Below are 23,068 nucleotides of genomic sequence, written 5' to 3' on the forward strand. Positions count from 1 at the left end.
AATCACCTCCTAAATCGGTAAATGTACTGCATATCATGTAATAGAATCTGAAAAATCTATCTTCAAAAGTAAATAGATTAAATATAAATAAATAATGGTTCATTTGCTAAGAATATACTTTAATATAAAATAATGAGTCAATATGATTTTTTTCACTATTTATATAAAAATAATAATGTCAACTGCTTTAAATGAGCATATCAAAAACAAAAAAATACTCACCGGATCATAAAAAGAAACGGCCAAATCCGTATCTTTTTGTGGGCATTCATGATATTGAATTTCTAGGTTCAGTGCTAATAGGAAATATCTTCTTGTCTACTTTTTAAGATATTCTTGGTAAGGTAAGGGGATATCAATAAATAAGAGGTGATGAGTTGTAATGATTAAGAAATACTGCTTGTTCTGTGATGAGATGGTATCCATTACATCGGAAGGCGATTACGATAGATATTTAGGCTGTAATTGTTCTCCTGACGGGTTCTATAGCTTATTGAGAGACAGCTATGAGCCTATAAATTCTCTTGCGCATTCAAAGAAACGCGATATGTTTCATGTAGTATCGGCTTATATACGGGAGCTGACAGATCGTGGAGAGAAGGTCAGTTTATCGGCCGGTGATTTAGAATCCATTGTAAATTCCTCGAAAATTCCAGTGACGATTGAAGATAAAGGCAACCGTTTACTGCAATACTTATACAGACATTCTGAAGCCCCAGGGGAATCCGTTGTTATTCAGCCACTCTCCAGTAGCTATAACCTAACGTATTCACCTAATCTGCAAGAACTGGTATATATCATAGATAAGCTGATAAACGAGCAGTTTATGATCAGGGAGGGCATGACCTTTAAGCTGACGGACGAGGGATGGAATGAAGCTGCCGCAATCGCAGGAGGCAAAAAATTAAAACCCTGTATCGTTCTATTGTCAGATGCGGAGGATTTGCACACGGAGTGGGTGGATAAGCTGCTTCCTAAAATCGAGCAGTTTGGTTATATTCCACGGCTACTAAGGCATACGTCAACGCAAAACCGTGAACCGTATTCCTTGGAGCTTATAGAGGAGAGCAAACTGATTATCGCTGATTTAACCGGCCAATCCCCTGAAGTGTATTTTACTGCAGGATATGCACTCGGGTTGAACATTCCAGTAATTTGGACTGTAAACAGCAGCGATGCTAATGATCTTTTCGTACAAGTGAAAAATATCCGTCCTATCGTTTGGGATACAGCTGAAGAGCTGGTAGTTTTACTCCAGCAGAAGTTGAGTTTATAGAGACTATGTCAAATTTAAAATGAACATCCAACGCAGAAGAAGCCGCGAAATATTGCGGCTTCTTTCTTTTTGCTATAACCGTTAATGTCCCGACACAACGCTATTACGAAATTTTTTTTCTATTATTGACGACTGACCCGAGACCTACGAATAGGAATGCTACAATACTGCAGAGAAAAAATAGGTAACTAAGCGGAATTAAGAAAAAAAACGGCTCATGCAAGATTCCATCCGGTCCCACGCTTGAACCGACCATACGTGAGATCATTAAACTGATGATGCTTAATAATAATGGTGAAGCTGCTAATAGATATTTCTTTTTCATATGACATTCTCCTTTTATTAATAACCCTATAATACACAAATCAAACTCGTAAATCAATATTAATTTATTGTTAATCGATATATCATTATTGTGATTCAAATGAATTAACTTGTGCTTAGAATTTGATTTGAAAAAGGGGACTTGACCATAATTGCTGGCGAGGACTATTATTTGGTTTAAACAAATTCAAGTAAGTCTCAAGGCTTTTTTGTATAGGAGGTCGCTCCAAGTAGGATAGATTGAACAGTAACAAATAAATAGAAAACGGTTACATCTAATGCTTCGATAGAATGAAGGAACGGCGTTCTGATCATTGGTATGACTTTTTAACAGCTGCAAGGGGGCAGATATGAAACCAATATTTAAGATTATGATTGTGGATGACGAAATGCTGGTTAGACAGGGAATTAAACATCTTTGGGATTGGGAACAAGAAGGGTATCGAATTGTCGGTGAGGCCTCTAACGGTCTTGAAGCACTAAATATGATCGACGAGGTCAGTCCTCATATCATACTTACAGATATCGTAATGCCTGTTATGGGCGGTGAGAAACTGGTCAAGATTGTAAAGGAGAAGTACCCTCACATTGAAATCATCGTCTTAAGCAGTTTCAGTGAATACGATTACGTTCGATCCACATTTCAGAGTGGTGTTGCGGACTACATTCTAAAGCCTAAGCTAGAAGCAGATTACCTGTTGTCTATCTTAAATAAAGTTACTGCCAAAATGACAGGGATGAAGACGACTGATCAAGGTTCCAATGCTGGGGAAAAACAGCTTTTGCTAGTCATCGAGAAGCTAATGACAGGTTATGAGTCTGTGGTTGAGCCCACATTGCTTCAATCGATGTTTCCTTACAGACAGTTCGCGTTTTTCGGAACGGATATGAGACATATTAAAGATTCTAGTGATAAGTTAACGTTCGCAAATGAAATCGAAAGAGGAATACAAAAGTTAGCTTTGGACGATGTTGTGTTTATTCGGCTAAAGTTTGTCAACGATTCGGTTATTTATTTACTTAATGCTAATCCGGAGCCATGGGACGAACTTGTAATTGAGCTTAGATACCTGGTCTCCGAAATGGTGCAAGGGGCAAGAGAATCGCATTTTATTATTAGTCAGAGCTTTATGGAATTTAAAAGACTTGGTGAGATTTACCGTGACAATTATTTAAAGCTTGCACGTTACAGTTTCTATTTGCCGGAACGAAACCTAATAGAAAATGATCATTTACCGGGTCTTCCAGGGGCGTACCAAGAATTAGACATCGGAGAATTAATGGAACAGCTTAGACGTAAGCAATACCAGAAGGCATTCACAGCTTTTCTTGAAAATGTTCATCTGCGTTCGATGGATTATCGCATCGACATTTTCGAATTCAAATCGTTATTGGGGAACTTTATATTCAACGTAGCGACCACACTTGGAAAAATGAAGTATGAAATCGGTGGGCTGGAGGAAGCTAAATACGATTACTTCCGAAGAATAGATGAAGCGTTGTATGCAGGGGATGCAATAGCTGTTGCTGAAGCGTTCATTCGAGAAGTTGAGCGCACTATAGGAGAGACGAATACATCAGTTAATCCAAATATGACAATGCTAATTAATTATATTCAGGAACATTATGCAGATCCAATCACGCTTACAGAGGTAGCGAAGCAGTTCCATTTTAACGCTTCTTATCTATCCAGCTATTTTACTGCTCATAATGGTGAAGGGTTTAGTGAGTACTTAAACAAAGTTCGATTGGAAAAAGCTATGGAGCTGCTTGAGACAACAGAACATTCTATTTCCGATATCAGTGCCAGCGTGGGTTATTCAGATCAGAGTTATTTTACCAAGGTATTTAAAAAGCAGACGGGCATTTCTCCAAGCCGGTACCGGAGACGGGATGTAGAGGAGCATGATTAAAAACATCAAGAACAAGATTAGAAAGCAGGGGCTATTCCTCAAGTTATTTCTCGTTACACTTATTAGCATCGTTACAGTATCGCTCCTGACGTTGTCTATTACCATCAGCATGTCAGAGAAATTATTTCTGCAGACCTTCAGCATAACCAACGGTAAACTTCTGAACCAGATGAAGACAAACCTGGAATCTTACAACAATGTTGTAGCCACTGGTGCCACTATGATGGCTCAGAATGAAGCCATTCGAAACTACTTATCTAGCGGAGAGACGGACACAGTAAACCTCGCCATCAAAACATATCAAATGACAGAAGGCATGCGGGCAATACGTTCTAACCTCAGTGCTTTTGATGTTGGGATCATGATTGTGGGCGTGAATGGCAGGAGTTATTCAACTGATCCTTGGTATTGGTCCATTTCCGCAGAGGAACTGAAGGATCATCCGATTACGAAGGAGACCAAAGCCCATCCTGAGCAAATCTTGTACCAGCTCGATCTAAGGGATAATAAAGCGAACGGAAAAGAACCTATGTTGGTGGCTTCCAAAGCTTTATTTGATCATTCGACTGGTAGAATCTATGGCACCATGTACGTAGCCATTAGTGATCGCGATTTCAAGCCCTTTTATGCTAACTTTACGAGTGAAGGTAATGATGTTGTACTGCTAAATGAGAAGGGGTTAATTGTATCCAGTAGCAAGACTGAGATGATTGGGGTCCTCGATAAGCAATTGTTGCAAGAAGTGCAAGGTGGCGGAAAAGATGGTGAATCCACCTATTTCATGGGGAATGAACGAATTGTGTTTTCTGAATACTTACCTGAATTTGATTTTTATTTGGTGAATCTCATCGATAAGAACGCCGTGATCGGACAGATGGTAAATGCCAAAGCAGTAACCTTGACGATCATGGCTATCGTTGCGATATCGCTTATTATTGTATTTTTAATTACCCGAACAATGACGAAGTCTCTACGTGTTCTCGTTGAACAGATGTCTAGTATCCCTACAGGTGAGTTTGATAATCATGTAGATGTCGCCAATAGTAGTTATGAAGTTAAGGAGCTGGGAAACGCCTTCAATTTTATGCTTGATTCACTACAAGATTATGTTGATCGATTGATGGAGACCCAGAAGCAGCAGCGTAATGCAGAGCTCGCCGCTCTTCAAATGCAGATCAATCCCCATTTCTTATACAATACGCTGGCTTCAATCAAATTTTTGGTGCAGCAGGGTGACAAGGAAAAAGCAGCTGGAACGATAAACGCTCTAATCTCACTTCTGCAGAATACAGTCAGTGATGTTCACTCTACCATACCTGTTCGTCAAGAATTAGAGTCGCTGGAGCATTATGTATACATCAATCATGTAAGGTATGGTGAGAAGATCCGTGTGAATTTCTTTGTGGAGCCCGAGAGCTTGGATTATCATATGCCGAAGCTAATTCTTCAACCTTTTATAGAGAATGCATTCTTCCATGCATTCAATCTTAAAGATGAGGGAAGGATTCTCATCATGATTGCCGTTCAGGAAGATCAACTTGTATGTGAAGTTGTAGATAATGGCGATGGGATGGATCTTGATCCGGATTTGATGAAGGAGGAGCAGCTACCAGCATCGAAGCATAAACGTCAATTGTTCTCCGGGATCGGTATACGAAATGTAGATGACAGAATCAAATTGTTGTACGGAGAGAGCTACGGGATTAACATTTCAAGTAAACGGCATGAAGGTACGAACATCAAGATTACGCTTCCATTGGTGAATGCCAAAGATTTTACAAGAACCTAAAAATAATACCAGAGTCGATAAGAGTGGCACAACAGGACCCAATAATAACACCAAAGCTAATAAAGATACTGCCAAAGAAAACGGATACAAGATGATAAGATGGAAGCGTACTCAGGAAAACGCTTCCATCTTTATTATTTTACAGATTATAAGGGGGTTTATGTAGTGAAAAAATTATTATCCGTAATGCTGGCTAGTGTGGTTCTACTGTCGGCATGTTCCACAGGTGGAACGAAAAATGAAACGAGCAACTCTGGTAACTCCGGAACCGAAGGTAGTACCAGGCCACAAGAGATAACAGTTTGGGCTTGGGACCCGGCGTTTAACATTGCCGCCATGAATGTTGCCAAAGATGCTTATGCGAAAGTTAATTCGGAGGTAAAGATTAACGTCGTAGAGAACGCGCAGGCTGATATCGTTCAAAAGTTGAACACAGGGTTAAACTCTGGTTCTACGAAGGGTTTGCCTAACATCGTACTAATTGAGGATTATCGTGCGCAGAGCTTCTTGCAAGCATATCCGGATTCCTTTTATGAATTGACGGACCTCGTAAAATCTGCTGATTTTGCAGATTACAAAATTGGCCCAACAAGTGTTGATGGCAAGCAATACGGTGTTCCGTTTGATTCCGGTGTAACTGGAATGTACGTACGGACAGACTATCTCGAACAAGCAGGCTACAGCCTGGATGCACTACAAGATATTGACTGGAAGCAATACATTGAGATCGGTAAAGCTGTAAAAGCAAAAACTGGTAAAAGTATGCTCACGCTTGATCCTAATGACCTTGGGCAAATCCGAATGATGATCCAATCGGCAGGTGCATGGTATACAGGAGACGATGGTCAGACTCCGACGATAGTGGATAACGCTGCGATGAAAGAGGCATTTGTAATTTACAAAGAAATGATGGATTCCGGCATAGTGAAAGTAATTTCGGACTGGAGCCAATTTGTAGGAGCATTCAATAGTGGTGAAGTGGCTTCCGTACCGACAGGCAACTGGATTACCGCTTCGATTAAAGCTGAAGCTTCCCAATCCGGTAAGTGGGCAGTAGCTCCATTTCCTAAGCTAGCAGCAACGGAAGGTTCTGTCCACGCATCCAACCTTGGGGGTAGCTCTTGGTATGTAATGAATGTAGATGGTAAAGAAGCTGCAGCGGAGTTCCTTGCTAAGACTTTTGCTGCTGACACTGAATTGTATCAGACTTTGAATACAAAAGTTGGCGTCATCGGCACTTTCAAAGCTGCGGCTAATGGAGAAGCTTACTCAGCTACGGATGAATTTTTCAAAGGTCAAAAGGTCGTATCAGACTTTGCAGCATGGACCGAACAAATTCCTAATGTCAACTACGGCATGAACACTTACGCAATTGAGGACATTATGGTTGTAGCGATGCAAGCTTATCTAGGCGGTAAAGATGTGGAAACAGTGCTGAAGGATGCGCAGAAGCAAGCGGATACTCAAATTCGCTAATCGCACTTAGGCTGTTCAAACTATGCCCTTGCTCCTTCTTCTCCTGTAAATTGGAATTCTACAGAAGGATGGGTAGCAGGGGCTTTCATCTCTAATATATAAGACAGAAGGGTGCGGAGTGGAGTGGGAACTATAAAGACAGGGCTAAGCCCGCAAAAACTAAAGAGCTCTAAAGGGTCACGGCAGATCCACCTGACGGGTTGGTTATTCGTCCTTGTGCCGGTCATTATGATCAGTGTTTTCTATTTTTATCCAATGATCCAAGCTTTAATTTTATCTTTTAAGACGGGTAGAGGAAGCAGTCTTCATTTTACGGGATTTGATAACTATTTTCGACTGTTTAGCGATACCACGTTCCTTACAGCCGTCAAAAACACATTTATTTACTTAATTATTCAGGTCCCAGTCATGCTGGTGCTGGCGCTCTTTATCGCTGTGCTGCTTAATGACGAAAGGCTGAAATTCAAAGGTTTTTTCAGAACGGCCATATTTCTGCCGACGGTGACGTCACTTGTAGCTTACTCCGTTGTTTTCAAGTACATGTTTGGAGCCGAAGGTATCATCAATAAATTTCTAGTGAATCTGCATTTAATCAACGAACCGATTCAGTGGATTACTGACCCCTTCTGGGCAAAAGTTACGATCATCATTGCCATCACTTGGCGCTTTACTGGCTATAATATGATTTTCTATTTGTCATCCCTTCAAAATGTCGACAAATCTATTTATGAAGCTGCTCATATCGATGGTGCCAGTGCATTTACTCAATTTTTCAAAATAACAATTCCCCTATTAAAGCCGATTATCTTGTTTACGACGATAACATCGACTATTGGAACACTTCAGTTGTTTGACGAGGTGGTTAACATCACGAAAGGTGGACCCGGCAATGCAACCATGTCGATTTCCCAATATATTTATAACCTTTCCTTTGAATACACCCCTGACTTTGGATACGCTGCAACCGTCTCCTATTCAATTGTTGTAATGGTGCTCATTCTGACACTAATTCAGAACAAAGTAGGAGGAGACAAGAGATAATGAAAACTAAACGCATGTTTACTTATCTGTTTTTAATCATCGCTGCGCTGATCTCTATCTTTCCATTTATCTGGATGGTAATAAGCGCCACGAACCAATCAGTTGATGTAACGAAAGGGACATTGCTGCCAGGTACGCATCTCTTTAAGAATATAGACCATTTATTTAGTTCCGTAGATATGTGGCAAGCCCTATGGAATTCTGCAAAAATCTCTGTGGTGACTACTGTGCTTTCACTACTGGTAGCTTCGGCGGCTGGATATGGTTTTGAAATGTACCGTAGCCGGAGTAAAGATATCGTATTTAATATTTTGCTAGCTTCAATGATGATTCCATTTGCAGCGATCATGGTGCCTCTATTTCAAATGTTCGCCAAAGTATCGAGTGTTGTGCCGTTTCTTGGTATCGATACAGCAGCAGCAGTCATTTTACCTACATTCACAACAGCATTCCTGATTTTCTTCTTTCGTCAAAGCACAAAAATGTTTCCTAAGGATATGATGGAAGCCGGTCGCATTGATGGTCTTTCAGAATTTGGTTTATTCTTCCGCATCTATATGCCGACGATGAAATCAACTTATGCAGCTGCGGCGATTATCACATTCCTTAACAGCTGGAACAACTATTTATGGCCTTTGATCGTATTGCAATCTCAAAAAAATATGACCGTGCCACTTCTAATTTCGAATCTTGGATCGGGTTATGCCCCTGACTATGGTCTGATTATGTCCGCGATTGTTATTACGACTCTGCCGACTGCCCTTGTATTCTTCATGATGCAAAAGCAATTTGTGGCTGGGATGACGGGTTCAGTTAAATAAGTAAGTAAGCAATCATTTTAAGAAAAGAAGGAGGAAAATTAGATGAAGCAGCAGGCTGAACGGGGCGTCGCTCCAAGTCTGGAATGGTTGTCAGACCCTTCCATTTATGCAGTAGGCAGAATACACGCGCACTCCGATCATCGGTATTACGGGACGAAGCTTGAAGCTGAAAGGCTTGGAGAAATGCGTTGGCGCCATAGCCTGAACGGAAGTTGGAAATTTAGTTACGCCCACAATGCTATGGAACGGCAGGCGCATTTTTATAAGGAAAACGTGTCCTGTAGAGGATGGGATGATATTGAGGTTCCTGGACATATCCAGCTTCAGGGCTTTGGGCAGCCTCAGTACGTAAATACGATGTACCCATGGGATGGTCATGAGCATCTTAGACCTCCGATGATATCTGAGGATCACAATCCTGTAGGCAGCTATGTTAAATATTTTGTAGTGCCTGCGGGCTGGGAGCAACGTCCACTGTATATCTCTTTTCAAGGAGTAGAAACCGCTTTTTATATATGGCTAAATGGGACGTTTGTTGGTTATAGCGAAGATAGCTTTACTCCGAGTGAATTCGATCTGAAACCGTATTTAACGGAAGGTGAGAATAAGCTGGCGGTTGAGGTCTATCAGCGTAGTACCGGGAGTTGGCTGGAGGATCAGGACTTCTGGCGCTTCTCTGGAATCTTTCGTGATGTGTACCTATATACTGTGCCTGAAGTTCACGTGCGGGATCTCCACGTTCAGACCGATCTGGATGGACAATTTGAGCAGGGAACGCTGAAAGCTGATTTGCAGTTGATGGGTAAGCCAGCTTCGAAAGTGGTCCTAGAGCTTAAGGATAAAGCAGGAAATCTTGTAGTTCGTAGTGAGACTGGAGTTTCAGGGGATTCCGTTTCACTTACGCTTGAGGCATCAAAGGTTCATCTGTGGAGCGCAGAAGATCCTTGTTTGTATACCCTTTACGTATCTGTCTACAACGCAGCCGGAGATCTTGTGGAAGTCGTGCCACAAAAGGTTGGTTTTCGAAAATTTGAGATGATAAATAAGATTATGCACTTGAATGGTAAACGTATTGTATTCAAAGGTGTTAACCGGCACGAGTTTAATTCCCGCTTCGGTCGCAGCATTACAAAAGAAGATATGTTATGGGATATAAAGACTTTGAAACAGGCGAATATCAACGCTGTACGGACGTCGCACTATCCAAATGAAACACTCTGGTACGAACTGTGTGATGAATACGGTGTGTATGTTATTGACGAGATGAATTTAGAGTCGCATGGATCATGGCAAAAAATGGGTGTTGTAGAACCATCTTGGAACATACCGGGCAGTAAGCCTGAATGGCAGGAAATCGTAATGGATCGTGCGATCTCCATGGTGGAGAGAGACAAGAACCATCCATCGATTTTGATTTGGTCCTGTGGCAATGAGTCTTTTGCCGGAGAAGTCATTCGGAACGTAGCGAATTATTTTCGTGAGAAGGACTCTACACGTTTGGTTCATTATGAAGGAGTGTTCCATAACCGCGAATATGATGATTCGAGTGACATGGAGAGCCGGATGTATGCGAAGGCAGCAGATATCGAATTGTATTTAAAAGAGAATCCATTAAAGCCATATATTAGCTGTGAATATATGCATGCGATGGGTAATTCCGTCGGAGGATTGCATAAATACACAGAGCTAGAGCAGAAGTATCCAATGTACCAAGGTGGATTCATCTGGGACTTCATGGATCAGGTCATCGTAAAAAATGATCGATATGGAAAACCTTATATGGCTTATGGTGGTGACTTCGATGATCGGTCAACCGATTACAACTTCTCCGGAAACGGAATAGTGTATGCGGATCGGAGATGGTCGCCAAAAATGCAGGAAGTGAAATTTCTATATCAGAACATCAAACTGTCTCCGGATTGTCATGGCGTAACTATTAGAAATGAGAATTTATTTGTTGGCTTAGATGCGCATAAATTGAAATATTGTCTGAATTATGAGGGCAGGGAAATCTATCGTGGGATTGTATTCGCCCAGGTTAAACCCGGAGAAGAAAGATATGTTGAACTTGATTTACCAGAGACTAATCACTCTGGTGAGTATAGTTTAGATGTTTCTCTTGTGCTCAAGGAAGATTCGTTATGGGCAAATGCTGGTTATGAAATCGCTTTTGGACAGTATGTTTTTCAAGTGGAGAGCACATTGACTGATATGAACTCCATCCATCCTAAGGTAACTCCTGCCCTGAATGATTTTCGCGTAGTTGAAGGGGATGTAAATATTGGCGTTCACGGTCGTGACTTCTCCGTAATGTTCTCGAAGCAGGCTGGTACATTAATCTCCGTTAAATATTCAGGAAGAGAAATGATCTCTTCGCCGCCGGCACCGCTCTTCTGGAGAGCGATGACAGATAACGACAAGGGTGCGGGAATGCATTTCGACTCTTCCGCTTGGTATGCAGCAAGTTTGAGCCGAAGAACTTTAAGCTTCGAGCTTATGGAAGAAGAAGACCAAGCGACTGTGACCTATGTATATAAACTGAGTGTGTCAGAGGGAGTGCGAGTAAGTGTGACATACACGGTGTTCTCCGATGGGAGCATAAAGGTGAAATCAAGCTACTATGGAGAGCCGGGTTTACCGAAGTTTCCCCTCTTTGCTTTAACCTTTAAGGTACCAGCGGATTATTACCAGCTGAATTGGTATGCGAATGGACCAGAAGAAAATTATATTGACCGTTCCTTTGGCGCGAGATTGTGTCGCTTTCAGAATCATGCGGTGGACAATGTATCGTCCTATTTGGTACCGCAGGAATCGGGCAACCGTACAGGTGTACGCGAAGTATCGATAACCAACGATCTTGGTCAAGGGATTATAATATCCTCACCAGTCTCAGCCCCTGTTGAAGCCAACATATCGCCATATTCGGCAATGGAGCTGGAGAGTGCTACGCATCAATATGAGCTGCCGAACATTCATCATACCGTTGTTACGATTGCCGGTCGGCAAATGGGCGTTGGCGGTGATGACAGCTGGGGAGCGCCAGTTCTTGATGAATATCTAATTGATCCATCAAAAGATTTGGATTTTGAATTTACAATTCGTAGAGCATAATTAGAGACGGATAGCAGTTGCCTCAATGGATAACAGTTGCCTGGTTCGGTAATATCACTGGCGGTTGGAACAATAAGGTCAAAGATGCAATGATGAGACAACAAAAAGTAATATTGGTAAAAGGAGAGCATAGAGCAGAAGCTCAATTGCGCACTCCATTTACCGATCAAGCTAGCATCTCAGGTTACGCTAGCCAAGCAGTAACAGAAGCAGCAGCCAAAGGAATTATCAAAGGTAAAACAGAAACAACATTTGCTCCGCAAGATGCAGCAACACGTGCTGAGGCAGCGGTGATGATTAAACAAATTTTACAATACTTGAAGTTTATGAACTAAATGATTCAGCGGGATGCTCGGTTCAAACGCTAAGTTTGAGCTGAGCGTCTTTTTTGCTTTGTTGGAACATTTTTCCGATATTAATTAGTCAAAGGTAAAGTGAGAATGAATTCAGTTCCTTCTCCTGATTTACTTCGTACAGTTACATCACCGTTCATCGAACGGATGAATTGATAAGAAAGGGTAAGTCCTAATCCTGTTCCTTTGCTTTTAGTTGAAAAATAAATGATTCCAAGTCGCTCCATCTGCTCGTTGCTCATCCCGACTCCATCATCAATGATTGTTATTTTTGCATATTCGGATTGACGTTCGATACGAATGTTTACATTACCTGTTGCGAGAACAGCGCAAGCTTCAATCGCGTTTTTTATAAAATTAATGAACAGTTGTTTGATTTCAGTAGGATTTGCAGAGATATATAGTTTATCCTCCAAATGTTGCATTTCCAAAGAGACGTTATTCATATTGGCGTACGGGGTCATGATCTCTACAATCGAGTTGATCTGCTGCACAAGTTCAATTTTCTCTACCACTGCATGATTTGGTTTAGCTATCGAAAGATACTCAGAAAGAATAACCTCAGTCCGCTTTATTTCTTCAAGACAAATAGCAATATATTTCTGACTCTTTTCTCTGGTGATAGAATCGTCCTTTAATAATTTCAAGAAACCCATAACGGCTGTAAGTGGATTACGGACTTCATGGGCTAGAGAAGCGGCTACATGAGCAATCGTTTCAGATTTTTCACTTTGTAGATACCTCAAATACAATTCCTTATCAGATACTGCTTTATTAAAAAGAGAAATCAATATCCAAATTCCAAGGAAATTTAGTACTGGCATCACCAGGACGTTAAACTTTAAATGCTGAATCGAATATTGATATTCCGTTACAAACATCGTAGCTATAGGAATGACGGAAAAGCTAAAACCTGCAACGAATGTAATAAGTTTTCGGTATTCAGAACGGCGACGGTATACGTTGGATAAAAGCGCAGATAAGCTAAAGGTGATGGAAAGAATAATGATCGCTGAAAATAGTCCCTGCCCACCTATAAGCAGGCGATAGGTTAAAAATTCAACGAGAAGAAAAACTCCAGTAGTCATACCACCATACACCATTCCGAAAAACATGATCACATAACGAATGTCGAATATAATTCCATCCTCCACAGTAAATGGAAATGACATCGACATGAAAAGACAAATCATACAGGTTATGGTAATGAATTGCCTTGAATAATTTTCAGCTTTGTCACGATAGTAGATGGTATAAAGGACAAAGGGGGTTAGGGCAAACAGTAATTGTAACAAAAAATCTTTTATATACAGCATCTTAGCCCTCCCACCAGTTTAAAAAGAATTTGATATATTGTTATTCGTTGTAAGTAAGAATTCCTCCTCCTGAAAATGGATAGAGATAAGAAGAATAGGGAAGATCTTTTATGATAGGTTGCTTTCTAATAAAATCTCCAATTGTGCTTCCATAACATGAGGTGGATAAGGCATTTCGTTAGAAAACCACCATTCTACGATCCCTACATACGCTGGTGCAATAAACTGAACAATAACGTCTTCGTATAATCCCCGTTTTTTCCCCGCTGCCATATCCCATTCATTCTTGATATCCTCGATGACAAATTCAAGAAACCGACTCCGAAAGAAAGGGGCTCCTTTACTAGATAACATGGCAGAAAAAAATAAATAATTTTTTTCAAAGTATTCGAACCAGGTCAAATTTCTATGTGCAGCACTAATTTCCGAATCTGATTCACAGGATTCTCGAAGTTCTTGGATATGTTCCTCGATTAGCTTATCTAATAAATCATACTTATCCTGATAATGAAGATAGATCGTTCTGCGGCTAACATCGGCTCGGTCTGAAATATCCTTCAATGTGATGTGATCGAAACTTTTATCAGACATCAGTTCAATCATTGCTTTTTTTATTGCTGCTTGTGATTTAAGAATTCTTCTATCGACCTTTGCCAAGTGGAATCACCAAACTTTCCTTCAGATAATAAACAGATTCAAGCCACGTGTGAATTAATATACGAATTATTAATATTTGATAATTGAAGAAATTCGAGCATTCTTTAATAATACACATTAGAGCAATAATGCATCAATGTTTACTATCCGGTGTAAAACAAATTTTCGATACTGAAGGGGTTCATATGGCAAAACAAAATCAATGGTATCTATTTATCCTAGTCATAGGAGTCTTCGGCATTCTGACAACTGAAATGGGGGTAATAGGGATATTACCGCTAATAGCCGAAAACTACCATGTCACGGTCTCCAAAGCAGGGCTGTTAGTTAGTCTCTTTGCACTTGCTGTTTCTATCGCTGGTCCCACGATGCCTTTGTTATTCTCAGGTCTAAATCGTAAAAAAGTTATGTTACTTGTACTCGGTATTTTTATACTTGGCAATATCATTTCCATGTTCACATCAAACTTTACTGTGTTGCTCATGGCCCGAGTGCTGCCAGCCTTTTTTCATCCAGTGTATTGTTCATTGGCTTTGACAATAGCTGCTACATCGGTCAGTAAGGAAGAGGCTCCAAAGGCTGTTTCTAAAGTAATGTTAGGCGTGACAGGAGGGATGGTCCTCGGCGTACCGATCACTAACTATATTGCTACCGAAGGCACGGTAGAGTTGGCGATGTTATTCTTTGCTATTGTAAACGCTCTGGCATTCATAGCTACGCTACTATTCGTACCTTCTATGCCGATTAAGGAGAGGCTTACTTACGGATCTCAATTAAGTGTATTAAAAAAGCCAATTGCTTGGCTTGCTATTGTTGCGGTCGTATTTATAGGGTCAGCGAGTGCTAGTGTTAATAGTTACATTGCGGAGTATCTTGAGTCCGTAACACATATTTCGGGGAAAACATTAAGCTTGGTGTTATTACTATATGGTTTGGCCAGCTTGGTTGGAAACATCGCAGGAGGAAGGTTGCTCTCAAAAAATGCGATAAAAACTGTAATATTATTCCCTTTTATATTAGGTATCATTTATCTCTTATCATTCTTAACGGGTGCTTTCACAGGACCTATGATCATAACAGTTTTATTATGGGGTTTATTCTATGCAATAGGAAACTTGATCAGTCAACATTGGATTTCATCTGCGGTTCCAGAGGCTCCTGATTTTGCTAATGGATTGTTTCTATCTTGCGGTAATTTAGGAATAACCATTGGTACAGCTATAGGTGGAATGTTCATATCTGGAATGGGTACACAATATATCGTTTTAGGTGGGGTGTTATTTTTGGTATTGAGTTTATTCCCTATTCTTCTGAGGATCTTCTTTTTTAGTGCAGCAAAACAACAGTTATTGTAGTCATATTAATGAAAAAACGCATCGAGTTGTTAGACCCGAAGCGTTTATCTCTTATATTAATCAACCGCACGCAGTTCGCAATGAAATTATGTCTTATTGATTTTCAATCTTAGATATCCCACCACTGGTCAGATTCACTCTGATATCAATCTTTTCGATGCTGCTTGAATCGAGCGGTAAGATTCCCTTAACATTCAGTTTGTTCCATTCCACTGGAAGGTTACGATAGAATATGCCTGAGAGTCCATATACATCGGCATTTATTTCTAAACCTTTCAAGTAAGTTTCCCTAATCTGATCATCAATTACTTTTATGGCTTTCAGTTCAAGATCATTTCGATTAAGGTTTGCGCTCAACTCCGGAAGTGTGCCCTGCATAGACACTTTAATAACGAAGACAGGTTTGCCATGCTTCATCTTTGGACGAATAGAGAATTTAACTTTATTCATGACGATCACAGCTAGTACTTTTTTGTCATCTTTGATTATCACTGGCGTTCTTTGTGTCTTTTTTTCCAGCCATCGAACTCCTAAAATATCTTTAGACTTCAAGCATCCACGGAATTGCTCATTTTGCAGAAAACAGATTCCTGACATGCTAATATTGGGAGAAGGCACTTTGTTATTGGTCCAGTCTGGCGCAATTTTAAGATAAGGCAATAGTACCGTTTCGGCGTTCTCTCTCCATTTCCATATAAATTTGTACAGATATAGCGGAGCGATAATCGAGTTCTGTTCATAGGTTCGCATGGGACTGTTAAGTTGTGAGTAAATCACCGATAGATCAGCGATCGAAGGGGTATTCAGCACATCTTCCATGGGTTCGCTGGTCGCCATAGTCCAAACGGTGTAACGAAATTCATAATATCGATCCCAAACATCCAAGACTTGATTAACAACATTGCCCTTCTTTAGCGCTGCTTCACTAAATACGATCGTTTTCACATTGCTCCAGACAATTCTTTGTGGACTAGTAGCATATAAATTGAATATCGCATTATCAAACGAATCACCATCGGCTTTTCCAATGAAAGTTTTTTGTTCCTGGCTCTGACCCGCCTCTTTCTTCGCAATACCACTAAAGTTAACCATTTGAATATAAACAACGACTTTGTTATCTACATAATCGACTCCTAATGTATTCACATAGATCATATGCTCAATTTCTTTTGATCCCCAACAACCTGTAAGCAGCGTGGAGAGCAGAGCGGTAATAAGTATGCATTGGATCAATTTCATGATCGATCTCGTCCTTTAGTTCCCGTATTGTCTGTAAATTTCCCTTTTCCCCACGGCATTCTGAAAATAACTTTATAAAAATCCTTCAAGTGAGGCGGGGATAAAGGGGATAGATAGTAGGTGCCGAAAGAACGTAAATTGACCATAAAGAGCACCAGCGCAAGCAGACATGTCATTGTACCAAACAATCCTAGAAACCCACTGATAAAGAGTACAATAATTCGAAGCAAGCTAACGACGCTAACTAATGACTGGTTCACCAATGTAAAGGTAGCTAATACTGAAATGGCTATAACCACAATTGTACCTGGGCCTGCAATGCCGGCACTAATGGCTGCCTGACCGATAATTAAACCTCCAACTACCGATAAGGTCTGGCCATAAGCGGTAGGTAATCTCATCCCGGCTTCTCGAAAAATCTCAAATAAAATGAGCATCACAATTGCTTCCAGAGGAGCCGGAAGAGGTACGCCTTGTCTCGAATTCACTAATGTTGCAAGCAGTGTAAAGGGAATTTGATCTTGGTGAAACGTAGTAAGCGCAATCCAAAAGCCCGGTAAAAACAGGGAAAGCATCACACCTAGGACTCTTAATAACCTAGTGAAAGCAACAAAGATATTTACCATATGTGCATCTTCCGAAGTATTCAATAAGAAGCTAAAGCTCACTGGCGCAATAATTACAGTAGGTGAACCATTCGTTAACAGCACGAATTTTCCATGAAGAATTGAATTCGCTGCATAGTCAGGTCTGCCCGTATATGAGAATAATGGAAAGAATGAAAATCTAGTCAGACTTTCTTCAAGCTGGGTACTACTCACCAATCCTTGGATTTGAATGCTGTTTAGTTTTGACTTGATTTCATTAAGTACATGAGGCTTAATCGTTTCCTTGAGATATAAAAGATGAACTTCAGTCGAGGTTTGGGTTCCAATCGTGAATTCTTCAACCGCTAATAATTCGGTCTTGAGCCTTTTTCGAATAAGGGCAATATTGGTAAATGATTCTTCCGTAAAGCCATCCTTCGGCCCCCGTGTGGACACTTCCGTATTTGGTTCCTCAGGTTGTCGTTTAGGAGGATCAGCTAATTTCACGACATAACTTTGATTTGATGGCGTAAATAGAAGGAAAAGATCACCATTTAGCACAGTGTCAACCAATGAATTTTCAATCTCAATTTCACTTGATGGAAGGGTGGTCATGTGAAACGGAACCTTTTGCATGAGATCGAGTTCATGGGATGTGAGGATAGATTCCGGAATCTTTTTTAATTCGGGTATGATGTATTCTTCTACTTTGATTTCGTCGCACAACCCCTGGCAATAAACCAGTTGAACGGCATTGTCAGAGTCAGACAAAGAGAGAGTCAGTCTCTTAATGTCTGAGCTTGAACCAAATATTCGTGAGAACATATTCTCGAACGTATTTAACTCCTCTTGCTCAGGCTCTTTCATGATGTTACTTTCCCCTTTCGTTGAGCCAAGCTAATCAGCCCTGCAATAATTACAGAAAAAGCGAGTACGCCCCATAAAGAAAAGGGAAGTACATAATGAGCTAACATGCTCAGAAAAAATTGATCACTAAAAGGTATGGCTGTGAACACTACAATAGCTAAAGAAATGCTCCCAAGAACCAACATTTTCACTTTTTTACTTTGAATTTGGAGTATATCGAGAATAAGGAACATGGTTAAGGAAATTCTCAGAAAAGCACCACTGAACCATTGATAAACGCTAAAAAAGTCCAGATGCTCAATATATCGTCCAATCGTTAGTAATCTCCATTCTTCATACGCGGGAAATCTGAGTTTATCAGCCTCATCTGGACCGAATTCAACAATTGCACCAATAATCGGTCCCATCGTTAGGCCTAAGATAAGCAGGATCATGATCATAAACGATAGATATGACAATCGTGATTTGATGTGGTGTTGCATAAAGAAAAGCATGATGACCTCAACAAAACCTGCGCCTACGTACACTGTCCCATTCCAAACGGGCTGCATACCGTGCTCAAGCATCGGCCTTAACAAGGAATAATCTTTATGCGTTGTGTTAGAAATCATTATAAAAAAACCTAATATCACAACAAAAGGCAACAAAATACCAGCGGTGTTAGCGAGAGAGTGAATACCTAAATATGCATTTATTACGGAAATTAAAAGCAATATGAAAGTAAGGACCAGTATAGGTGTCTCTGGAGAAAATGTTAGATGCACCCAGTAGACAGTGTCCCTAGTTGTAAGCATGCATAAGAGAAACAAATATACACAAGCGAATACCGAAAGAATATGGCTCACGATAGGAGGGTAAGCTTTTGCCAGCCAAGCGAAAAGATGCTGCTTTTTGATTTTGGTAGTACTAATGTGCAGGATAAAGATCCAAACTAGCGCACATGCCCCAGCAAGCAGCACTGAGATCCATGCGTCACGTTTTGCCGCGTCCAATAGGATGGGGATGATAATGACATGATTTAGAAGGCCTGTGCTCAGCATAATAATCATAATGGCTTGAATAAACGTAATATTTGTTTTGATTTTCCTCATCCTCCTAAATAAACCGGAACCGTCTACCTTATAATGCCATTCTTGGAGGTGATTTATTCTGGGAAGTTGAGTAGGGGGAAACGTAAAGAGCCGTGCAGACATCCGCACGACTCAGAGTGTTTTTATTTATTACTCCATAAGGCAACACGATCCTGCACGTATTTGGTGTAACCTTTCTCCATTTTTTCTACGCCGGCTTTCTCTAAAGCTGCCATGTAGTCATCCCAGATTTTATCGAAATCTGCTGGTTTGGCAAGAATGGCTTCCGGAATACGTTTCCATGTAATATCTCTCATTTTGTTGCCTAGAATGGTGACCTCATCTTCACCTGGAATCGCGATATTCCATGCTGCACCATAGGCTTTTTCAATGAATTCTTCTTCTTTCGGAAATAGATCCTTCCAAGTTGTTGCCTTGTAGGCGGCTAAAGTTTCTTTCTCGACATCGCTATACCCAAGTACAAGTTGTTCGGGGAAGTTTTTAGTGTAATAATTGCCACTTGCATCCTTAGCGCCGTCTCCGTAATGAACCATCATATTCCAGTAGAAGCCGATTCCGGTTTCCTTAGTGAAGGCTGTATTGTCATTGTTGATACGTTCTTGTACATCTGCTGGAACGACCCGTTTGCCGTTCTCCACCACATAATGCTTACCTTCAATTCCCCAATTGTTCAAGATTTGTCCTTCGTCAGAAGCGAGGAAATCAAGGAACTTAATTGTACGAATCGGGTCTGGGTTTGTGCTGGAGATCGAGATGCCATAGCCACCCATGAAGCCGGTAGGCCAGAAGCTAGTTTCCTTGTATTCTTTCGTTAAAGTTACCGGATAATGACCGTAAGTTTGTTCGAACTTGCCTGCCGTCTTCAACGCCTGCTGAGCATCATTATAGTCCCAATCCTGGTCAATCAAACCTAGAACCCGTCCAGTGGCTACTTTAGCTTTGTATTGGTCATACTTTTGCACAAAGCTCTCTTTATCGAGCAATCCGATGTCATTCATATGATTCAGCCAGCGGAAGTACTCTTTCTCCTCCGGACGACGGAAGTGGTAAATCGCCTCATGGGTTTCTTGATCAACATAATATTCTCCGTCATCAGAACCACCTGTCGTAGCAACAGCAGGGTTAGTGACAGAAATATACATATGCCAATCATCTGCGTTCAGGGAGACTCCAATGTTCTTATTGCCGTTTTCATCAGTTGGATGCTTCTCCAGATAGGCTTTAATTACATTCTCATAATCGGTGACTGTTCTGATTTCAGGGTATCCGGCTTCCTTCAAGACACGATGTTGAAGCTCAAAACCGCCGCCAGCCACAAATTTCTTCTCATCAACTGCCGCCCAGGTCGGAATGGCATAAATGGATTGGTCTTCATTCGTATATTTTGCCCGAGCAAGGTTGTCGCCGAGTACACGTTTAATATTAGGTGCATACTTGTCGATTAATTCGGTTAGATCGATGACTGCTCCAGCGTCTACAAGTTTACCGATATCCGCTTTGGCGGAGATAATATCCGGATAATCACCACCAGCAGCGATCAATGCGATTTTTTGTTGTGGATCACCTACCGCAAATTCAGCATCGAGTGTGACGCCTGTTTTCTCTGTAATCACTTTACTGATGTCGTCTTTCATATTGTTCCAGTTCGGATTTGGATCTTCTGCGAAGAAGGAGAGTGTCAGCGGGCTTAAATCTTCGGCTTGTGCAGTTGCTTCCGCGGTAGCTTCTGCAGTGGCACTGACTTCATTTTTAGATTTATTTTCTGCGTTGTTATCTGCTGTTTTGTTACTTGATCCGCTACAACCTGCCAGTACACTGATCAGTAAAGTCATGACCATCCATATCACATGCGATTTTACTGTCTTTCTTGTCATGAATAGAAACCCTCCTTTTTCTGGTCAAAAAATTATTGTGTATACAGGCTGAGCCTGCTGATACCATAAGCGTATTAGCTCTTTACTGAACCCAAAGTCATTCCTTTAACAAAGTAGCGCTGCAAAAACGGATAGACGATTAGAATAGGCACTGTGACTACGATCGTGATTGCCATTTTGACGGACTCCGGAGAAATTTGTGCCATAACCTCCGTCATATTGCGACCTCGGAAATTGTCCGCATTAGTTGTCGTACTCTGTATGACCTTCATAAGCTCGAATTGCAGGGTAGTCAACGCATCCTTGGAACCATTGTAGAGATAAGTATCCAGCCATGAATTCCATTGGCCAACGGCTAAAAAGAGAGCGATGGTTGCTAGCGCAGGTTTGGTCAACGGAAGAATAACCCGCCAATAAATTGTGAAGTCATTAGCCCCATCCAGCTTAGCGGATTCCTGCAACGCATAGGGCAAGCCATCGATAAAGGAACGGATAACAAATACATTAAATGCACTGACAAGACCGGGGAGGACATACACACTAAAGGTTCCTATCATATGAAGATCCTTGATTAAGATGTAACCAGGGATGAGCCCCCCAGAGACATACATTGTAAGCGCGAGAAATGTAGAGACGAACTTTCGGGCTTGAAAGTCTACCCGACTCAGAGTGAAAGCTAACATGGATGCACTGACCAACCCAAGAATCGTGCCAATCACCGTACGCAAGATCGAGATTTTGAGTCCGGTCATCAGACCAGAATACGCAAAGATCGTCTCATAGTTCTTTAAAGTGAAGACGCGAGGATAGATCGTGATTCCACCCTTAATGCTATCTGTGGAGTCATTAAAGGAAATGGCCAACACATTCAGAAAAGGATATAGCGTAACTATGGTCACTACAGTGATCGCTATATAGACTACCAGATCGAAGATACGGTCCGACCATGATACGGTGGCCAGTTTTTTACTTAGCATAAGGGCCTCCTATATGATGCTTTCCTTTGTTATTTTTTTGAATATCCCGTTGGCGACAAACAGCAGAATCACGCTCACTACAGAATTAAAGATATTAATGGCCGTACCGAAGGAGAATCGACCCATGCCCAGACCATAGTTCAGCGCGTACAAATCCAGTGTCTGAGAATAATCGCGCACCAGGTTGTTACCGAGCAGGAACTGCTTCTCGAACCCAATACTAATTAAATGCCCGATGGAAATGATGAGCAAAATAATGATCGTTGTCTGGATACCTGGAAGTGTAATGTTTCGCACTTGCTGCAAGCGACTTGCACCATCTACCCGCGCTGCTTCATAAAGCTCTGGACCAATGCCTGAGATGGCTGCAAGATAAATGATGGTGTTCCATCCGGTTTCCTTCCAAACGTCCGAAGCCGTGACGATTCCCCAGAATAAATGACCTTTAGCCATAAATTGAATAGGCTCACTGATTAGATGAAGACCCAGCAGTAGGTCGTTTACCGCACCGTTATCGGTAGAGAGCATTTTGGTAATAATCCCGGCAGCCACCACCCATGATACGAAGTGGGGGAGATACGAGACCGTCTGCACAAACCGTTTTAGAAACTGTAGTCGCAACTCGTTCAGAAGGATGGCAAAGAGGATGGGAATGATGAATCCGGCCAATAGGCCCATGATGCTCATTGCGAGCGTATTGCGAAGTGCATTGAAGAATTGATCATCCTGAATAAGCTCTCTGAAGTACTGTAAGCCGACCCATTTTTGCTCGAAAAAGGATTTCCCGGGCTTGTATTTCTGAAAAGCCATTGTCCATCCCCATAAAGGCAAATAATTGAATACAAATGCCCAGAGCACAAATGGAAAGGCCATCATATAGAGGTATTTTTGCTGTAAAAAAGTTGGCCAAAAGCGTGAGGTTGACTTCTTCGGCTCAGATTGAGCTTTTGAGGTAATCGCTTTCATTTATGTCCCTCCTTCGATATGCCATAATCATAATC

At 41.2% G+C, this 23,068-nt stretch carries 18 protein-coding genes; 9 read left to right on the forward strand and 9 right to left on the reverse strand.

The genetic code is table 11. The features are described 5' to 3' along the window. Positions 1 to 382 precede the first annotated feature (382 nt). Positions 383 to 1,276 (forward strand): hypothetical protein, encoded by an 894-nt coding sequence (locus CA598_RS00555; protein WP_094868753.1) that lies wholly within the window; start codon positions 383 to 385, stop codon positions 1,274 to 1,276. Positions 1,277 to 1,379: 103 nt separating this feature from the next. Here CA598_RS00555 and CA598_RS00560 read toward each other — a convergent pair whose 3' ends face one another. After that, entirely contained in the window at positions 1,380 to 1,601 is a 222-nt protein-coding gene (locus tag CA598_RS00560; protein ID WP_094874932.1) for a DUF3955 domain-containing protein, read from the reverse strand. 349 nt (positions 1,602 to 1,950) lie between these two features. On the opposite strand from CA598_RS00560, the gene CA598_RS00565 reads away from it, so the two are divergent. The 7 genes from CA598_RS00565 (at position 1,951) to CA598_RS00600 (ending at position 12,086) form a co-directional block, all read left to right on the forward strand. Further along, positions 1,951 to 3,513, forward strand: coding sequence for a response regulator transcription factor (locus CA598_RS00565; RefSeq protein WP_094874933.1), 1,563 nt, complete (start codon positions 1,951 to 1,953; stop codon positions 3,511 to 3,513). Continuing rightward, positions 3,506 to 5,302 (forward strand): sensor histidine kinase, encoded by a 1,797-nt coding sequence (locus tag CA598_RS00570; RefSeq protein WP_094874934.1) that lies wholly within the window; start codon positions 3,506 to 3,508, stop codon positions 5,300 to 5,302. The genes CA598_RS00565 and CA598_RS00570 overlap by 8 nt, the downstream gene beginning before the upstream one ends. 165 nt (positions 5,303 to 5,467) lie before the next feature. Beyond that, entirely contained in the window at positions 5,468 to 6,778 is a 1,311-nt protein-coding gene (locus tag CA598_RS00580; RefSeq protein WP_094874936.1) for an ABC transporter substrate-binding protein, read from the forward strand. A gap of 228 nt (positions 6,779 to 7,006) precedes the next feature. Next, positions 7,007 to 7,819 (forward strand): carbohydrate ABC transporter permease, encoded by an 813-nt coding sequence (locus tag CA598_RS00585; RefSeq protein WP_306440445.1) that lies wholly within the window; start codon positions 7,007 to 7,009, stop codon positions 7,817 to 7,819. Continuing rightward, positions 7,819 to 8,640, forward strand: coding sequence for a carbohydrate ABC transporter permease (locus CA598_RS00590; protein WP_094874937.1), 822 nt, complete (start codon positions 7,819 to 7,821; stop codon positions 8,638 to 8,640). The genes CA598_RS00585 and CA598_RS00590 overlap by 1 nt, the downstream gene beginning before the upstream one ends. Before the next feature lie 42 nt (positions 8,641 to 8,682). Further along, positions 8,683 to 11,751 (forward strand): beta-galactosidase, LacZ type, encoded by a 3,069-nt coding sequence (gene lacZ, locus CA598_RS00595; RefSeq protein WP_094874938.1) that lies wholly within the window; start codon positions 8,683 to 8,685, stop codon positions 11,749 to 11,751. 17 nt (positions 11,752 to 11,768) lie between these two features. Then, positions 11,769 to 12,086 (forward strand): S-layer homology domain-containing protein, encoded by a 318-nt coding sequence (locus CA598_RS00600; protein ID WP_094874939.1) that lies wholly within the window; start codon positions 11,769 to 11,771, stop codon positions 12,084 to 12,086. A gap of 80 nt (positions 12,087 to 12,166) precedes the next feature. Here CA598_RS00600 and CA598_RS00605 read toward each other — a convergent pair whose 3' ends face one another. Beyond that, positions 12,167 to 13,420 carry a sensor histidine kinase gene (locus CA598_RS00605; protein WP_094874940.1) on the reverse strand — a complete coding sequence of 418 codons (1,254 nt, stop codon included), beginning with the start codon at positions 13,418 to 13,420 and terminating at the stop codon, positions 12,167 to 12,169. A 108-nt stretch (positions 13,421 to 13,528) separates the two neighbouring features. Then, the gene (locus tag CA598_RS00610) at positions 13,529 to 14,077 is read right to left on the reverse strand and encodes a TetR/AcrR family transcriptional regulator (protein ID WP_094874941.1); all 549 of its coding nucleotides are present in this window, start codon (positions 14,075 to 14,077) and stop codon (positions 13,529 to 13,531) included. 185 nt (positions 14,078 to 14,262) lie between these two features. Between CA598_RS00610 and CA598_RS00615 the strand changes: the two genes are divergently transcribed. Next, complete coding sequence (locus CA598_RS00615; protein WP_094874942.1) at positions 14,263 to 15,432, forward strand: MFS transporter; 1,170 nt, start codon at positions 14,263 to 14,265, stop codon at positions 15,430 to 15,432. A 93-nt stretch (positions 15,433 to 15,525) separates the two neighbouring features. On the opposite strand, the gene CA598_RS00620 is transcribed toward CA598_RS00615, so the two are convergent. The 6 genes from CA598_RS00620 to CA598_RS00645 all read right to left on the reverse strand — a co-directional run bounded on the left by CA598_RS00620 (position 15,526) and on the right by CA598_RS00645 (position 23,033). After that, complete coding sequence (locus CA598_RS00620; RefSeq protein ID WP_094874943.1) at positions 15,526 to 16,671, reverse strand: Ger(x)C family spore germination protein; 1,146 nt, start codon at positions 16,669 to 16,671, stop codon at positions 15,526 to 15,528. Next, complete coding sequence (locus CA598_RS00625; RefSeq protein ID WP_094874944.1) at positions 16,668 to 18,125, reverse strand: spore germination protein; 1,458 nt, start codon at positions 18,123 to 18,125, stop codon at positions 16,668 to 16,670. The genes CA598_RS00620 and CA598_RS00625 overlap by 4 nt, the downstream gene beginning before the upstream one ends. Further along, positions 18,122 to 19,216 carry a GerAB/ArcD/ProY family transporter gene (locus CA598_RS00630; RefSeq protein ID WP_094874945.1) on the reverse strand — a complete coding sequence of 365 codons (1,095 nt, stop codon included), beginning with the start codon at positions 19,214 to 19,216 and terminating at the stop codon, positions 18,122 to 18,124. The genes CA598_RS00625 and CA598_RS00630 overlap by 4 nt, the downstream gene beginning before the upstream one ends. Positions 19,217 to 19,338: 122 nt before the next feature. Further along, on the reverse strand, positions 19,339 to 21,090 hold the full coding sequence (locus tag CA598_RS00635) for an ABC transporter substrate-binding protein (protein ID WP_094874946.1): 1,752 nt from the start codon (positions 21,088 to 21,090) through the stop codon (positions 19,339 to 19,341). A gap of 74 nt (positions 21,091 to 21,164) precedes the next feature. Beyond that, complete coding sequence (locus CA598_RS00640) at positions 21,165 to 22,067, reverse strand: carbohydrate ABC transporter permease (RefSeq protein WP_094874947.1); 903 nt, start codon at positions 22,065 to 22,067, stop codon at positions 21,165 to 21,167. A 9-nt stretch (positions 22,068 to 22,076) separates the two neighbouring features. Beyond that, positions 22,077 to 23,033 carry an ABC transporter permease gene (locus tag CA598_RS00645; protein WP_094868768.1) on the reverse strand — a complete coding sequence of 319 codons (957 nt, stop codon included), beginning with the start codon at positions 23,031 to 23,033 and terminating at the stop codon, positions 22,077 to 22,079. Positions 23,034 to 23,068 lie beyond the last annotated feature (35 nt).

The sequence above is a fragment of the Paenibacillus sp. VTT E-133291 genome (assembly GCF_002264395.1).
Taxonomy (GTDB): domain Bacteria; phylum Bacillota; class Bacilli; order Paenibacillales; family Paenibacillaceae; genus Paenibacillus_AQ; species Paenibacillus_AQ nitricinens.

Coding starts and splice junctions, on each gene's coding strand:
- lacZ (WP_094874938.1), top strand. CDS start 8,683: ATGAAGCAGCAGGCTGAACGGGGCGTCGCTCCAAGTCTGGAATGGTTG.
- CA598_RS00625 (WP_094874944.1), bottom strand. CDS start 18,125: ATGAAAGAGCCTGAGCAAGAGGAGTTAAATACGTTCGAGAATATGTTC.
- CA598_RS00615 (WP_094874942.1), top strand. CDS start 14,263: ATGGCAAAACAAAATCAATGGTATCTATTTATCCTAGTCATAGGAGTC.
- CA598_RS00605 (WP_094874940.1), bottom strand. CDS start 13,420: ATGCTGTATATAAAAGATTTTTTGTTACAATTACTGTTTGCCCTAACC.
- CA598_RS00570 (WP_094874934.1), top strand. CDS start 3,506: ATGATTAAAAACATCAAGAACAAGATTAGAAAGCAGGGGCTATTCCTC.
- CA598_RS00560 (WP_094874932.1), bottom strand. CDS start 1,601: ATGAAAAAGAAATATCTATTAGCAGCTTCACCATTATTATTAAGCATC.
- CA598_RS00590 (WP_094874937.1), top strand. CDS start 7,819: ATGAAAACTAAACGCATGTTTACTTATCTGTTTTTAATCATCGCTGCG.
- CA598_RS00645 (WP_094868768.1), bottom strand. CDS start 23,033: ATGAAAGCGATTACCTCAAAAGCTCAATCTGAGCCGAAGAAGTCAACC.
- CA598_RS00585 (WP_306440445.1), top strand. CDS start 7,007: ATGATCAGTGTTTTCTATTTTTATCCAATGATCCAAGCTTTAATTTTA.
- CA598_RS00620 (WP_094874943.1), bottom strand. CDS start 16,671: ATGAAATTGATCCAATGCATACTTATTACCGCTCTGCTCTCCACGCTG.
- CA598_RS00555 (WP_094868753.1), top strand. CDS start 383: ATGATTAAGAAATACTGCTTGTTCTGTGATGAGATGGTATCCATTACA.
- CA598_RS00640 (WP_094874947.1), bottom strand. CDS start 22,067: ATGCTAAGTAAAAAACTGGCCACCGTATCATGGTCGGACCGTATCTTC.
- CA598_RS00565 (WP_094874933.1), top strand. CDS start 1,951: ATGAAACCAATATTTAAGATTATGATTGTGGATGACGAAATGCTGGTT.
- CA598_RS00635 (WP_094874946.1), bottom strand. CDS start 21,090: ATGACAAGAAAGACAGTAAAATCGCATGTGATATGGATGGTCATGACT.
- CA598_RS00630 (WP_094874945.1), bottom strand. CDS start 19,216: ATGAGGAAAATCAAAACAAATATTACGTTTATTCAAGCCATTATGATT.